14 protein-coding genes are annotated in these 13,029 nt (G+C 65.8%); 5 read left to right on the top strand and 9 right to left on the bottom strand.

The window, feature by feature from the left end; genetic code table 11:
* Positions 1–19 precede the first annotated feature (19 nt).
* Complete coding sequence (locus tag ACQP2D_RS18705) at positions 20–820, top strand: class I SAM-dependent methyltransferase (protein WP_433684967.1); 801 nt, start codon at positions 20–22, stop codon at positions 818–820.
* A gap of 25 nt (positions 821–845) precedes the next feature.
* On the opposite strand, the gene ACQP2D_RS18700 is transcribed toward ACQP2D_RS18705, so the two are convergent.
* A complete protein-coding gene (locus ACQP2D_RS18700) occupies positions 846–1,556 on the bottom strand; it encodes an SDR family NAD(P)-dependent oxidoreductase (protein WP_433684966.1) in 711 nt (236 codons plus the stop codon).
* A 328-nt stretch (positions 1,557–1,884) separates the two neighbouring features.
* Here ACQP2D_RS18700 and ACQP2D_RS18695 point away from each other — a divergent pair, with 328 nt between their 5' ends.
* Positions 1,885–2,064, top strand: coding sequence for a hypothetical protein (locus ACQP2D_RS18695; RefSeq protein WP_433684965.1), 180 nt, complete (start codon positions 1,885–1,887; stop codon positions 2,062–2,064).
* 106 nt (positions 2,065–2,170) lie between these two features.
* On the opposite strand, the gene ACQP2D_RS18690 is transcribed toward ACQP2D_RS18695, so the two are convergent.
* Both ACQP2D_RS18690 and ACQP2D_RS18685 read right to left on the bottom strand, forming a co-directional pair.
* The gene (locus ACQP2D_RS18690) at positions 2,171–2,443 is read right to left on the bottom strand and encodes a hypothetical protein (protein ID WP_433684964.1); all 273 of its coding nucleotides are present in this window, start codon (positions 2,441–2,443) and stop codon (positions 2,171–2,173) included.
* Positions 2,394–2,990 (bottom strand): acyl-CoA thioesterase domain-containing protein, encoded by a 597-nt coding sequence (locus tag ACQP2D_RS18685; RefSeq protein WP_433684963.1) that lies wholly within the window; start codon positions 2,988–2,990, stop codon positions 2,394–2,396. The genes ACQP2D_RS18690 and ACQP2D_RS18685 overlap by 50 nt, the downstream gene beginning before the upstream one ends.
* Positions 2,991–3,277: 287 nt before the next feature.
* On the opposite strand from ACQP2D_RS18685, the gene ACQP2D_RS18680 reads away from it, so the two are divergent.
* Positions 3,278–4,600: a family 1 glycosylhydrolase gene (locus ACQP2D_RS18680; protein WP_433684962.1), complete on the top strand. Its 1,323-nt coding sequence runs from the start codon at positions 3,278–3,280 to the stop codon at positions 4,598–4,600.
* Between the two features lie 67 nt (positions 4,601–4,667).
* On the opposite strand, the gene ACQP2D_RS18675 is transcribed toward ACQP2D_RS18680, so the two are convergent.
* The 5 genes from ACQP2D_RS18675 to ACQP2D_RS18655 all read right to left on the bottom strand — a co-directional run bounded on the left by ACQP2D_RS18675 (position 4,668) and on the right by ACQP2D_RS18655 (position 9,897).
* The gene (locus ACQP2D_RS18675) at positions 4,668–6,014 is read right to left on the bottom strand and encodes an LLM class flavin-dependent oxidoreductase (RefSeq protein WP_433684961.1); all 1,347 of its coding nucleotides are present in this window, start codon (positions 6,012–6,014) and stop codon (positions 4,668–4,670) included.
* A 9-nt stretch (positions 6,015–6,023) separates the two neighbouring features.
* Positions 6,024–6,899, bottom strand: a complete 876-nt coding sequence (locus tag ACQP2D_RS18670; RefSeq protein WP_433684960.1) for an ABC transporter permease — start codon at positions 6,897–6,899, stop codon at positions 6,024–6,026.
* On the bottom strand, positions 6,892–7,734 hold the full coding sequence (locus ACQP2D_RS18665; RefSeq protein WP_433684959.1) for an ABC transporter ATP-binding protein: 843 nt from the start codon (positions 7,732–7,734) through the stop codon (positions 6,892–6,894). The genes ACQP2D_RS18670 and ACQP2D_RS18665 overlap by 8 nt, the downstream gene beginning before the upstream one ends.
* On the bottom strand, positions 7,731–8,816 hold the full coding sequence (locus ACQP2D_RS18660; RefSeq protein WP_433684958.1) for an ABC transporter substrate-binding protein: 1,086 nt from the start codon (positions 8,814–8,816) through the stop codon (positions 7,731–7,733). Before ACQP2D_RS18660 ends, ACQP2D_RS18665 begins: the two co-directional genes overlap by 4 nt.
* Before the next feature lie 301 nt (positions 8,817–9,117).
* Positions 9,118–9,897, bottom strand: coding sequence for an IclR family transcriptional regulator (locus tag ACQP2D_RS18655; protein ID WP_433684957.1), 780 nt, complete (start codon positions 9,895–9,897; stop codon positions 9,118–9,120).
* A 252-nt stretch (positions 9,898–10,149) separates the two neighbouring features.
* Here ACQP2D_RS18655 and ACQP2D_RS18650 point away from each other — a divergent pair, with 252 nt between their 5' ends.
* Positions 10,150–11,724, top strand: a complete 1,575-nt coding sequence (locus ACQP2D_RS18650; RefSeq protein WP_433684956.1) for an FAD-dependent oxidoreductase — start codon at positions 10,150–10,152, stop codon at positions 11,722–11,724.
* Complete coding sequence (locus ACQP2D_RS18645) at positions 11,721–12,059, top strand: 4Fe-4S dicluster domain-containing protein (RefSeq protein ID WP_433684955.1); 339 nt, start codon at positions 11,721–11,723, stop codon at positions 12,057–12,059. Before ACQP2D_RS18650 ends, ACQP2D_RS18645 begins: the two co-directional genes overlap by 4 nt.
* A gap of 11 nt (positions 12,060–12,070) precedes the next feature.
* Here the strand turns inward: ACQP2D_RS18645 and ACQP2D_RS18640 are convergent, their stop codons facing one another.
* A complete protein-coding gene (locus ACQP2D_RS18640; RefSeq protein ID WP_433685697.1) occupies positions 12,071–12,769 on the bottom strand; it encodes a TetR/AcrR family transcriptional regulator in 699 nt (232 codons plus the stop codon).
* Positions 12,770–13,029 lie beyond the last annotated feature (260 nt).

Here is a 13,029-nt window from a genome sequence, read left to right as displayed (position 1 = left end):
GGACCGAAGGACGACCGCGATGTGCAGCTACCGCCTCGATGCCGAATATGCCGATCCGACACCGCTGAAGGTGCGCATCGACACGCACGAGCGCTACTCCGAACGGCCCGACGATCCGGCCGCCGCCGTCCTGGCCGCGCTAGCGCTCACCGGAACCGAACATCTAGCCGACATCGGCTGCGGAGACGCGCGTTTTCTCGCCCAGCTCGCCGCCAGCGGTCACCAGGGTCCACTCGTCGGCATCGACACCTCCCCCGCAATGGTCGCCGCGGCCGATGCGGTACCAGGGGTGCGCGGGGTATTCGGCAGTGCGGAGCGTATCCCCTTCGACGACAACAGTTTCGATGTGATCACCGCGCGCCACATGCTCTACCACGTGGCCGATCCGATCGCCGCGCTCAGGGAGTTCAGGCGCACCACCAAACCCGGCGGGTCGGTCAGCGTGGTCGTCAATCATCCCGGAACCTACCCGTACACCAGCGAACTCGTGGCCGCGCATGCCGCGACCTATGGCGCAGGCTCCACGGTCGCCATGACCGTCGACTCCGATACGTTGCCGGAGATGATGACCCAGGTATTCGGCGATGTACGGCTACACCGGTCCGATAACGCTCTCGTCTTCGATACGCCCGAACCGCTGGTGCGGTTCGCCGAGGCGCTGCTCACGTTGTACGGCGTGACACCGAACCACCCACGGCGGCATGCCATCCTCACCGACCTGCGCGAGGACATCGAAGACTGGTTCACCCATCATCCGGAACGCACGTGGCGCGATCCGAAGGGCTACCTGGTCGCAACGGCCTTCGTCGAGTCGGAATAGTCGCGCCGCGGCAGCCGGTTTCGCATCACCAGGGCAGTGTGCCTTCGGCATCGAAGTAGCCACCGGTGGGTCCATCGGGCCCGATCTGCGCCATGCGCACAATGATCTCGGCGCCCTCTTCTACGGTCTGGATGCCGGTATTCACATTCAGATCGGTCTTCGTGAAGCCGGGCTCCACCGCATTGATCCGCATGTTCGGGAATGCCTTCGCGTACTGGACAGTAATCATGTTGACCGCCGTCTTCGACGCGGGATAGGCCACGCCGGGGTATGCGTATGCCGGGGTGCCCGCGGCGGTGACTCTGGTCAGTGAGGCCAGACCGCTGCTGACGTTCACCACGACCGCGGCGGCGGAACGCTGGAGCAGCGGCAGGAATGCGTGTAGGACGCGCACCGTGCCGAAGACGTTCGTGTCGAATGTCTTTCGCATGATGTCGGCCGTTAGGTCCGCGGCGCCGACCACGACATGGTCATCACTCATCTCTGCCTGGATACCCGCATTGTTGATCAGCACATCCAGCCCGCCCTCGGCCGCTATAGTCTCGACCGCGGCCGCCACGGACGCATCATCGGTGATGTCGAGCTGAACCACGCGGGCGCCCAGCTGATCGGCGGCCCGGCGACCGCGTTCGGCATCGCGGCTGCCGATGTAGACGGTGTGGCCCGCGGCAACGAGTCGGCGGGCGGTCTCGAAGCCGAGACCCTTGTTCGCTCCGGTGATCAGTGTTGCTGTCATGGCTTCACGCTAGGTTTTAGAGCGCGCTCGAAGTCAAGTCGACCTCTCCCCTCTGGGCTGAAGGTGATTGTTCGTGTCCTGCGTTGGGTTTGGAAGGTGATTTGTGGGTTGGGTTCATATGCTAGATTGCATGCGTAGATGCGCATATCTACCTAACTTAATGTTTAATTCGACATCTGCTAGACCTTCTCCGGCGACTCCTACGTCGATACGAACCCCCTGTGGGCCACTCCCCTCTCGGAGGGTCGGTCTTCGTGGGCCATGCCACTCCCCCACCCTGCTCCGAGCAGTCCCACTACATCCACTCCCCCAGCGGGCGCTGCTGAAGATGGCCGAGCCGGAGCTGGTGTGGGATCTGATCGAGAACACCGTGTCCGAGGCGGAGCTGCGGGCGGCGGTCGCAGCGATCGATCAGCTGGTGCCGCAAGCGGATCCGGAGTTCGACTCCCAGCGGCTCGGGAATTGGCGCGCCGATCCGCCACGGTGCGGGTGTTCCTGCTGGCGATGATGCGCTACCTCGACTTCGGCGCCGCCGGCGACGGCCTGCCGGTGCTGAAGGCAGTGCGGGAGTTGACGGATCTGATTGCGCCGCAATGCGGTCGCGGACTTCCGGGTCAGCGCGTGCCGAGCAACAGGGTCTGGGTACCGCGGCCGATCGGGCCGCTTTGATCGAACAGGCGCGACTCGGCTAGGCCGATGCCGCTGTGTTCCGGGTAGGTGGCCGCGTCCAGGCAGATCCACTCGCCGACCGGGTCGCCGTGCAGGGTCACGGTGAGATCGGTGTTGATGAAAAAGTATCGGCCCCATGGCAGGACGGAGCTGACGCCGTTGCCGAAGTCAGCGGCGGCGAGGGTGCGCCGCAACGGGCTGAGCGAGGTGCTGGCCACGATCGGGTAGCGCAGGCGAATCCAGCACACGGCCGGTCCCGGGGGTCCGGAAAGCGCCCGAGACGAAACGGTATTCGACCCCGGTGTGGAATCCGACCGGCTGCGTACTCGGGAAGCTGTGATCCGGGCTCGGCGTCACGGTCGCCGGGCCGGGCCGGGTGCCGGTTGGCAGCATCTCGGTCGGTACGTCGAGTTCGGGCTCGACTGGTCGAAGCCGCCAGGCGGTGGCCTTCAGCACCGGTCCTCGGTTGGAACTCAGTGTGGCCTCGATCAATTCGACACTGCGCCCGGGTTGGGCGACTCGCGCCTCGGCCCGGGTGACTCGTGTTTCGGCGCGCAGCGGCGCGATCGGCACCGGCCCGAGAAACTCCACCGTGACCCGTGCGACCCGGCACCCCGGCCGTGGTTCGCACTGCTCGATCACATACCCCAAGAGCGCCGACGGTGCCCCGCCGTGCTGTGCATCCGGCGACCACGGCCCACGGGTGAGTTCGGTGGGATGGAACAGGTCCGGGTCCGAGGCGTCGGGCAGGTAGAAAGCATCCATGGTGCTATTCCTTTCCGCCAAAGCGTGCGCGATTTCGATATGTTCGCTCTGGCGCCGAGTTTCGTGCGCACCAGCATCCAGCACCAGGTAGTGGGAGATCAGCAGGTGAAGAACTCGCGGGAGAGCCCGAAACCCTGAGCGCGACTTTCGCGTCACTGGACCCCATGTGCCGCGTAGATGCCTCGCGAAGGTCGACCGACCAGTTACTCTCGTCGCGTGGTCCTGCCCGACCCGGCACGCGCGCCGGAGGTCCATGAGCGCCCGTCCCCTCAGGAAGCAGGAGTTCGATGCGATCACAGAGTCGTCGCCATGTTTTGGTCACTCTGGCGGCTACCACTGCCGCGCTCATTGTCAGCGGTACCGTGCCCGCGGTGGCGAGCGCGGCCCCGCCCGCACAGCTGCAGCCGCTCGGCGCCGATTTTCTCTGGGGCGTAGCCGCGTCGGGCTACCAGTCCGAAGGCTATGCGCCGGATAGCAATTGGTCCCGATATGTGGCCGACGGCAAGACGAGCGATCCGTACCTCGAGTCGGTCGACTTCTTCCACCGCTACCGATCCGATATCGAGCTGGCCGCGAAGCTCGGCGTCAAGGTCTACCGCATCGGCGTCGAATGGGCGCGGGTACAGCCCCGACCGGGTGAATGGGATGAGGCCGGACTTCGCTTCTACGACAATGTGATCGCCGCGATCACCGCCGCCGGCATGCGGCCGATGCTCACCATCGACCACTGGGTCTACCCGGGTTGGGAGGTCGATCGCGGCGGGTGGTCGAATCCGAATATCGTCGCGGACTGGCTCGCCAATGCCCGCACAGTCGTCGATCGGTACGCCGCGAACAACCCCCTCTGGGTCACGTTCAACGAACCCGCCGCCTACATCATGAACGAGTCCACGCACGGCGGCCTCGACGCCACCGCCATCCCGGCGATGCAGGACCGCATCGCCCAGGCGCACACCGCCATCTACGACTACATCCACGCCGTTCAGCTCGGCGCGATGGTCACCAGCAACGTGGCCTACATTCCCGCGGGCGAGGATGTGGTCAATGGTCCGCTCATCGACAGGATCGCCGCGAAGCTCGACTACATCGGCATCGACTACTACTACGGCGCCTCCCCCGGCACCGTCACCCAGCTGAGCTTCAGCGAACTCTGGAAGAACCCGCTCGAACCCGAGGGCATCTACTATGCCCTGCAACACTATTCACGCAAGTTCCCGGGCCGCCCGCTCTACATCGTCGAAAACGGTATGCCCACCGAGAACGGCACACCGCGTACCGACGGCTACACCCGCGCCGACGACCTCCGCGATACCGTCTACTGGCTGCAGCGCGCGAAGGCCGACGGCATGAACCTCATCGGCTACAACTACTGGAGCCTCACCGACAACTACGAATGGGGTTCCTACACACCGCGTTTCGGTCTGTACACCGTCGATGTCCGGACCGACCCCACCCTCACCCGCAAGCCCACCGACGCCGTGCCCGCCTACACCGATATCACCCACAATGGCGGCGTCGCCCCTGGCTACCGCCCCACCCGCGACCCGAAACCCTGCTCATTCGTCGACGCCGCGGCCAGCTGCGCCGACCCGGTCACCGTGCCCCGCTAACTGGAGCACCGAGGTTCGCGGGCCGAGCGCAGCGCATGAAGTCGGCGGCGCAGTCAGGTCAGTGAAGTCATGCGCCGACTTCGGTCCGTACCCGTGCGAACTGGCTTTCCACCGGCGCCAGCCCGTAGTGCCCGCGCAGGGTGGTCGCGGTGTAGTCCGTGCGGAACAGGCCGCGTTCCTGCAGGATCGGCACGACTCGGTCCACGAAGACCTCGAGCCCGCCGGGAAGATACGGCGGCATGATGTTGAAGCCGTCGGCGGCACCGTTGTCGAACCACGACTGGAGTTCGTCGGCGATGTCGGTGGGTGTGCCCGCGAAGGTGCGGTGCCCGCGTCCGCCGCCGAGCTTGCCGATGAGCTGGCGCACGGTGAGGTTCTCGCGTTCGGCGAGATCCTTCACCAGTGTGAATCTGCTCTTGCCGCCCTCGATCTCGCTCTCCTGCGGCAGCGGCGGCAGTGGTGCGTCGAGCGCGTGTTCGGTGAGATCGACACCGAGCAGCGAAGACAGTTGCCGCAGTGCGTAATCCGGGGAGATGAGGTCGGTGAATTCCTGTTCCAGCGCCCGTGCTTCCGCGCGCGTGTCGGCGATGAACGGCACCAGGCCGGGTAGCACCTTCAGATCATCGGCCGAGCGGCCGTACTTCAACAGCCGTGCCTTCAGATCCCGATAGAACGCCTGTCCTTCCGCCAGTGATCGTTGCGCGGTGAACACCGCCTCGGCATAGCGCGCGGCGAAATCCTTACCGCTCTCCGACGACCCGGCCTGCACCAGCAACGGCCGCCCCTGCGGGCTGCGCGGCGAATTCAGCGGACCACGGACCCGGAAGCGCTCGCTGGCGTAGTCGATGGTGTGTACCTTGTCCGGATCGGCGAATACGCCCGCATCCGGATCGAGCACGATCGCCGAGGACTCCCAGCTGTCCCACAGCTGTACGGAGACATCCACGAACTCCTGTGCCCGCTCGTAGCGCCTGGCGTGCTCCGGAATAGCGTCGAAACCGAAGTTCAACGCCTCCTGTTCATTGGCCGAGGTGACAATATTCCATCCGGCCCGCCCACTGCTGATGTGGTCGAGGGAGGCGAATTTGCGTGCCAGATTGAACGGTTCGTTGTAGGTAGTCGACGCGGTTGCGATCAAGCCGACGCGTTCGGTCACCGCGGCGATCGCCGCGAGCAAGGTCAGCGGTTCGAACACGGCCAGCGTATTGCGCTCGATCCGCGGTCCGACCGCCAGTCCGTCGGCGAAGAACACCGAATCGAGTTTGCCGCGCTCGGCGATCCGTCCGAGTTCCTGGAAATGCCGCACATCCAGCACCCGGCGCTCCGCGGTCCGGGGATGGCGCCAGGCCGCCTCGTGATGGCCGACTCCCATGAGAAAGGCATTGAGGTGGAATTGCTTGCGAGGTAGAGACATGGGAGATCCTTAACGGGATGGTTCGGCGCGCCAGCGCGACAGACGCCGTTCGAGGGTGACCAGTACGCCATTGAAGGTCAGCCCCAACAGCGAGATCGCGAGGATGCCCGCATACATATTGGGAATCTGGAAGTTCTGCTGGGCCGCCGTGATCAGGTAGCCGAGTCCGGCCCGCGCACCGACCATTTCGGCGGCGATAAGCACCAGGATCGACGAGGCGGCCGCCATTCGCACACCAGTGAATATCGATGGCAGGGCGGCAGGCAGGATCACCTTCTGGAACAGTCGAATCGGCGAGAACCCGAGCGAGACAGCCGATTTGATCAGCAGCGGATCAACCGTGCGCACACCGGTGATGGTGTTCAGCAGGATCGGGAAGAAGCTCGCGTACACCACGAGCGCGATCTTGGACGTCTCGCCGATCCCCAGAATCAAGATGAACACCGGCAACAGCGCCAATGCCGCGGTGTTGCGGAACAATTCCAGGATCGGGTTGAGGAAATCCGCCACCGGTTTGTACCAGGCGATGGCCACACCGACCGGAATGGCCACCAACAGTGCGAGGGAGAATCCGGTCGCCGAGCGGGTCAGGCTGGTCGAGACGTGTTCCCACATCTCACCGCTCTGTACCAGGTCGACAAAGGCCTGCGCGACCGTCGAGAACGGCGGCAGGAAGACCTCGTCCACGAGCCCGAGCCGCGGCGCCGCCTCCCAGACCGCGACCAGCAGGCCGATGGCGAAGGTGGGCTTGAAGATTCGCCACGCCAGCAGCGCGATCGCGCGCAGCAGCCGCGCCGCGGCGATCTCCCTCGGTGCGGCGGATTCGGCCCGGCTCCGCACTACGACCGGCCGGGACTTTTCGACGACCTGTACTGCGCTAGACATGAACCGACTTCCTTTCGGTATTCGTGGTCGCGGACAGCGATTCCCGTTCGAGTCCCTGCGCCCGGGTGACCTCGCTCTGCAACTGCGACCAGATCTGATGCCGGGCTTCCCGGAAGCGTTCGCTCGACCGCACGTCCGCACCGGAATCGCGATCGATCTCGATATTGATCACGGCCTTGACCCGACCCGGCCGCGAGGTCAGCACGGCAACCCGCTGGCCGAGGTAAACGGCCTCATCGATGCCGTGGGTGATGAACAGAATGGTTTTCCCGGTCGCCCGCCAGATCCGTAACAGCTCGTCCTGCAACGACTCCCGGGTCTGGGCGTCGAGCGCGGCGAACGGCTCGTCCATCAGCAGCACCTCCGGATCGAAGGCGAGGCTGCGGGCAATGGCGACGCGCTGCTTCATCCCGCCGGACAGCTCATGCGGATAGCGATCGCCGAATCCGTCGAGCCCGACCAGCTCCAGATACTCCGCCGCGATCTTCCGGCGGTCCCGACGCCGGACCCCCTTGGCCTCCAATCCGAATTCGATATTGGCCCGGGCGGTGCGCCAGGGCAGCAGCGCATACTGCTGGAATACGATGCCGCGGTCCAGTCCCGGACCGCTGATCGGCTTGCCGTCCAACAAGATCCGCCCCGCGCTCGGCTTGCTCAGCCCACCGAGCAGATCCAGCAGCGTCGACTTCCCGGAACCGCTGGGGCCGACCAGCACCAGGAATTCGCCGTCATGCAGTTCCAGCGAGATATCCTCGATCGCGGTGAACTCCGCGTTGGCACCCCGGACCGGGAACTGTTTGCGCACTCCGGTGAGTGCGAGTTTCACCTGACTCATTTCGCCGCGACCACCTCTCCGGTCGGGCCGGTGGTCGGGCCGTAGGTGCCATTGGCGTACGGGTTGTCCTTATTGGTGAACAGATCCTTCGCAGACAGCTTTCCCGCAGGCAGATCACCGTTGCGGACCAGCCAATCGATCCAGATCTGCAGTTCCTTCTCGGCGATCACGGCACCGGGTACCGGAATGCCCGGACTCCTCCAGAATTTCAGCAGGTCGGTGTTCTCATTGCGCCCGCGCTTATTGATGATCGAGGCGAAGCGCGCCACCACCTCGTCACGCGGTGTCACCTGCAGCCAGCGCGTCGCCCGTGCGGTGCCCTGTACGAAGTCCTTGACCGCCTCCGGATTCTGGGCAATGTAGTCCTTGCGGAAAACGTAAGTGCCATAGTCGAATTGACCGAACAGGGCCTTGTCGGTGTAGAGCGGGTGGATACCGCCGCGCCCTTCCGCGCTCTCCCGGAACACGCCGCCGAGGGTGCCGACATCGATCTGACCCTTGCGCAGGGCGTCCTCGGTATTGGCGGGCGGCACCACGATCAGCTCGACCTGTTTGATCTCCTGGTCGGTCAGCCCCTGCTGGTGCAGCCATTCCCGGGTGATGAATTCATGGTGTGCGCCAAGGGTATTGACGCCGACCTTCTTACCGATCAGATCCCGGGCCGAGGTGATCCCGGAATCGTCGCGGACGAAGTAGCCCGTGAACGACTGCTCATCCGCGCCGTAGGAGCTCAGCACCGAGGTGACCGGCGCGCCGCCCGCGGACAACTTGACGACCGCGCCGTTGAACGCGCTGCCGAATTCGATCTGACGGGTCGCGGCGGCCTGGATATTCGCCGGGCCGCTGGTGGTGTCGCCCTCCCAGTGCAATGCGATCTTGGAGAAGTAGCCGAGGTCGTCGGCCAGTTCATAGGCCGAAACCTGGCCGGTCGAGCCCTGGTAGCGCAGCACGGCCTTGCCGTCGGCATCGGTGCCCGGCCCCGACTTTCCGCAGCCGGTGAGCACCGCGAGTGCGGCGGGAATGGTGAGTGCGGCGGCCAGTGCACGGATGAGCCGCGGCCTGGTTTTCTGGGACAACGTCATGGGGGTTCTTTCACCGAATGCGCCCTACCGCGCGGCGGCATCGGGCACGCCGCGACGGCAGGTAAGCGCGAGGATTACTGATTGTCGAATGCGGCTACCGTCTTTCGGCGACCGCGGATTCAGGCGCGACAGACTCCGTGCGGGAGGCGCATGAGATCCACCGTGCGACGGCGGATCAGCGCAATGGATTCAACCATGTCAACGACCTTCGTGGATTGTGTACAAGCGGCGACCCCGCGGCTGTGTGTCCATGGTGGGGTCGACCCCGCAGGGCGACAATGGCGATTTCACATTGTGAAAATCACCGTGAGTACAACTCGACCGGCACATCGGTAATGGCGGCGGTCGAGTCGAACAGTGGAGCGATCCGGCCCGCGATCTGGCGCATCGCCGGCACTATTCCCCGCACCAATTCCGCATTCAGACGTGCCGAACGAGCCTGCACGCCGAGCGCGCCCCAGACCTGTCGGTCGGGGCCGAGGATCGGCACCGCCACCGACCGCACCGGATCCTCGCGCTCGATGATCTGCTCGGCGAAACCGCTGCGGCGCACGCGATCCAGATCCGGTGGCGGCAGCGGCGTCGGGCGCCGGTCCGGTCCATCGGCAATGGCTCGCACCGGTGCGAATGCCAGCAGCGCGTGCCCGACCGCGCTGGATCGCAAGGGCTGGCGGGCGCGCGGTAGCTGGTTGGGGCAGAAGTACACCGGCGGCCGGGCCTGGAAGACGGTGACCGCGTCCCGATCATCGGCAATGCTCAGACTGACGGTTATCCTGATGCCCGCGGCCAGCGCATACAGATGTGGTGCGGCCGCGTCGATGCCCAATCGCGACAGTGCGGGCCGCGCCAGTGCGGCGAGCCCCTGGCCGATGCGGTAGCGATCGGTCGCCGGATCCTGCTCCAGCAACCGGCCCCGCACCAGCGCTTGGGCCAACCGATAGGTGGTGCTGACCGGCAGGCCCGCGCGATGGGCCAGTTCACTCACCGACAGTTCCGGATCATCACCCTCGAAGCAGTTCAGGACATGGATGGCCCGGTCGACCGCTTGGGCACCCGAACGGGGTTGATCGGCGGCAGTCATGGTTCCTCCTGATATTTCTACCGATCCGGATGTGGCCAGAACTATCGCTGGATGCGCCGGGCGCGGCAATGGTTCTGCGCCCGCTGCGCGGATTTCTCGCGCATCAATGCTCCGAGCGCCAAAATCGCGCTGATTCGAAGGGTTTTCCGCTGTCGATGACGCTCGTACATTTGGAATTCCTGCGCTGACCCCGCATTCCGCTGACGATTGCCGATTTTTCCGCCGCAATCCCGACGCCTCAGGAGCAGACGCATGAGTGAACTCTGGCAGACCGACACCGACGTCTTGGTGATCGGCGGCGGTCCCGCCGCGACATGGGCGGCCATCCACGCGCGCGAGTCCGGGGCCGAGGTGACCCTGGTCGATAAGGGCTACTGCGGAACCAGTGGCGCCACCGCGCCTTCCGGCACCGGTGTCTGGTACGTCGCCCCGGAGGCGACGGCACGTGCGAATGCGAAGGCGAGTCGCGAGGCGCTCGGCGGCCATCTCGCCGACCACTATTGGATGGACCGGGTCCTCGATCAGACCTACACGAATATGAATCACCTTGCGGTGGAGGGCAAGTACCCGTTTCCGATCGACCCCGCGACCGGCGAACAGCTGCGTACCGGGGTGCAGGGGCCCGAGTACATGCGCCGGATGCGGGCATGGATCAAACGACTCGGTGTCCGGATCCTCGACCACGCACCGGCTCTCGAACTGCTGGTCGACAATGACGGCACGGTTCGTGGCGCGGCCGGATTCCAACGCCAACTCGACCGCGACTACCGCATCACGGCGGGCGCGGTGGTGTTGGCCAGCGGCGGTTGCGCATTCCTCTCGCGCGCGCTCGGCACCAATGTCGACACCGGTGACGGTGCGCTGATGGCCGCCGAGGTGGGGGCGCGCTTCTCCGGTATGGAGTTCTCCAACGCCTACGCGATCGTGCCGAAGGGTTCGACCATCACCAAGACCGCTTACTACGGCTTCGCGACGTTCTTCCACGAGGACGGGCGGGTGCTCGAGGGCGCGGGCTCGACGAAGGGCCGATCGGTCATCGCCCGAACCCTGCTGTCCGAGAAGGTATTCGCGCAACTGGACCGGGCCGATGCGACGGTGCAGGCGCAGATGCGACTCGGCCAGCCGAACTTCTTCCTGCAGTTCGATCGGCGCGGTATCAACCCGTTCACCGACCGTTTCGAGGTCGACCTGCTCGCCGAGGGCACCGTGCGCGGCACCGGCGGCATCGATATCGTCGACGACGACTGCGCGACCACGGTGCCCGGCCTGTTCGCGGCGGGTGATGCGGCGACCAGGGAACGGATCTGCGGTGGTTTCACCGGTGGTGGCAGCCACAATTCGGCGTGGGCGATGTCGTCGGGGAGTTGGGCGGGCGCGGGTGCGGCGCGGTTCGCGCTCGGCTCGACGCGGCCCGACGCCGCGACCTTGCGCGGTGCGGGACGGGTCGGACTGCGGCCGACGGGCTCGGCCACACTGTCAGCCGCCGAGGTCGTCGAAGGGGCTCAGCAGGAGCTGATTCCGTTCCAGAAGAACTACTTACGCCACGGCGATCGACTGCGGCCCGCGCGCGCCGAACTCGACACGCTCTGGGAGCGCGCCGGTGCGGAGCTCGGCGGCCGCACCGGGGACGAGCGGATCCGCGCCCGCCAGGCCGCCGCCATCACCGCGGTCGGCAGGCTCATGTACGCATCGACACTGACGCGCACCGAGACACGCGGCATGAGCAAACGCGCCGACCATCCGGATCTGGATCCGACACAGCGCCACCACATCCACTCTGGCGGCCTCGATACCGTGTGGACCGCGACGGCCGAGGTGGCGTCATGATCGAACGCGTACTCGTCGACGCCTGCATCGGCTGCGATAAATGCGTCGACGCCTGCCCCACCAATGTGTTCGACCGCACCGAATCCGGAATCCCGGTCATCGCAAGGCAATCCGACTGCCAGACCTGCTTCATGTGCGAGGCCTACTGCCCCACCGACGCGCTGTACGTCGATCCCGAATCGACCCCGCTGGCTGCTGGCAGCCCCATCCCCGAAGAGCAGATCGGCCGCTACCGCGAGAAGCTCGGCTGGGGTAAGGGACGAACAGCAGGCGCGCTGGTCGCCATCGGCCCCCGCCTCCCGCACGGCGCACCCCCGCCCCGCCTCATCACCTGACCGCGGCCGGCTCAGCCGTGGTAGCCGAGTTGTTCGAGCAGACCCTCCAGTTGGAGTTCGAACAACTCGGCGCGATCGGCGAAGCTATCGGTGCCGTACTGGTCGAAGACGTCGAAGGTCACGGCACCGAAGAGTCCGGTCCACAGGGTGATGCCGCGGGCGATGAGCCAGTCCGGGACGTCGTGGCCGAAGACGGCTCGGATGTTCGCGAAATTTCCTGCGAGCGCCGATGATATCGGCCGCTCCCGCACCGGAGCGGTGAGCAGATTCGCGTGGTAGGCGCGGGCGAAGAGGGTCTGCATGGTCGCGATCACCCGGGTGCCGGGGACGGTGGTCTGTTCCGCCGGGGCGTCGTAGCCCGGGACCGGCGTGCCGAACAACAGCCCATAGCGCGCGGGTTCGGCCAGCGCCCAGGCACGCACGGCGCGGCCGACGATGCGCAGCCCCTCGATCGGATCGTCGGGGGCATCGGCCAGCGCCGCGTCCACCGCGTCACCGAGTGCGTTGTAGCCATCGATCACGAGCAGGGTCAGCAGTTCATCGCGGCTGCGCACGTAGCGGTAGACCGCCGAGGAGACGACACCGAGATCGCGGGCGACAGCGCGCAGCGACAGTGCTGCCGCGCCATCGGTGGCCAGATGCTCGCGTCCGATCCGGACGATATCGTTCATGGTCTGGGCCCTGGCGCGGGCCCGTGGTGTCGTCGCCATATCGATCACCATGCGCGCCGGCGAGAGCGATGTCAACTAATGCGAGCACCGCTCTTGATTCCGCGTCGCGGAGGCGTCCGCCCGTTCGTACTGGACTCCGCCGCCGGTGGGCAGCGCCTCGGCCTGCGCCCGACACCCATCGACCAGGCCATCGCGGCCACCGTCACTTGGCGGAATCCCAGCTCTGAACCCTCGAGCGAGGCTTAGCTACTCGGTAGTAGTGTTACCGGTGTCACTGGCGACACAGATCGAGGAGCACC

This window comes from Nocardia sp. CA-119907, from assembly GCF_050955995.1.
GTDB lineage: Bacteria > Actinomycetota > Actinomycetes > Mycobacteriales > Mycobacteriaceae > Nocardia.
Note: the sequence above shows the minus strand (reverse complement) of the source record. Positions and strands in the feature narration are given on the sequence as shown.

Coding starts and splice junctions, on each gene's coding strand:
- ACQP2D_RS18645 (WP_433684955.1), top strand. CDS start 11,721: ATGATCGAACGCGTACTCGTCGACGCCTGCATCGGCTGCGATAAATGC.
- ACQP2D_RS18665 (WP_433684959.1), bottom strand. CDS start 7,734: ATGAGTCAGGTGAAACTCGCACTCACCGGAGTGCGCAAACAGTTCCCG.
- ACQP2D_RS18680 (WP_433684962.1), top strand. CDS start 3,278: ATGCGATCACAGAGTCGTCGCCATGTTTTGGTCACTCTGGCGGCTACC.
- ACQP2D_RS18660 (WP_433684958.1), bottom strand. CDS start 8,816: ATGACGTTGTCCCAGAAAACCAGGCCGCGGCTCATCCGTGCACTGGCC.
- ACQP2D_RS18650 (WP_433684956.1), top strand. CDS start 10,150: ATGAGTGAACTCTGGCAGACCGACACCGACGTCTTGGTGATCGGCGGC.
- ACQP2D_RS18670 (WP_433684960.1), bottom strand. CDS start 6,899: ATGTCTAGCGCAGTACAGGTCGTCGAAAAGTCCCGGCCGGTCGTAGTG.
- ACQP2D_RS18700 (WP_433684966.1), bottom strand. CDS start 1,556: ATGACAGCAACACTGATCACCGGAGCGAACAAGGGTCTCGGCTTCGAG.
- ACQP2D_RS18705 (WP_433684967.1), top strand. CDS start 20: ATGTGCAGCTACCGCCTCGATGCCGAATATGCCGATCCGACACCGCTG.
- ACQP2D_RS18675 (WP_433684961.1), bottom strand. CDS start 6,014: ATGTCTCTACCTCGCAAGCAATTCCACCTCAATGCCTTTCTCATGGGA.
- ACQP2D_RS18685 (WP_433684963.1), bottom strand. CDS start 2,990: ATGGATGCTTTCTACCTGCCCGACGCCTCGGACCCGGACCTGTTCCAT.
- ACQP2D_RS18640 (WP_433685697.1), bottom strand. CDS start 12,769: ATGGCGACGACACCACGGGCCCGCGCCAGGGCCCAGACCATGAACGAT.
- ACQP2D_RS18655 (WP_433684957.1), bottom strand. CDS start 9,897: ATGACTGCCGCCGATCAACCCCGTTCGGGTGCCCAAGCGGTCGACCGG.
- ACQP2D_RS18695 (WP_433684965.1), top strand. CDS start 1,885: ATGGCCGAGCCGGAGCTGGTGTGGGATCTGATCGAGAACACCGTGTCC.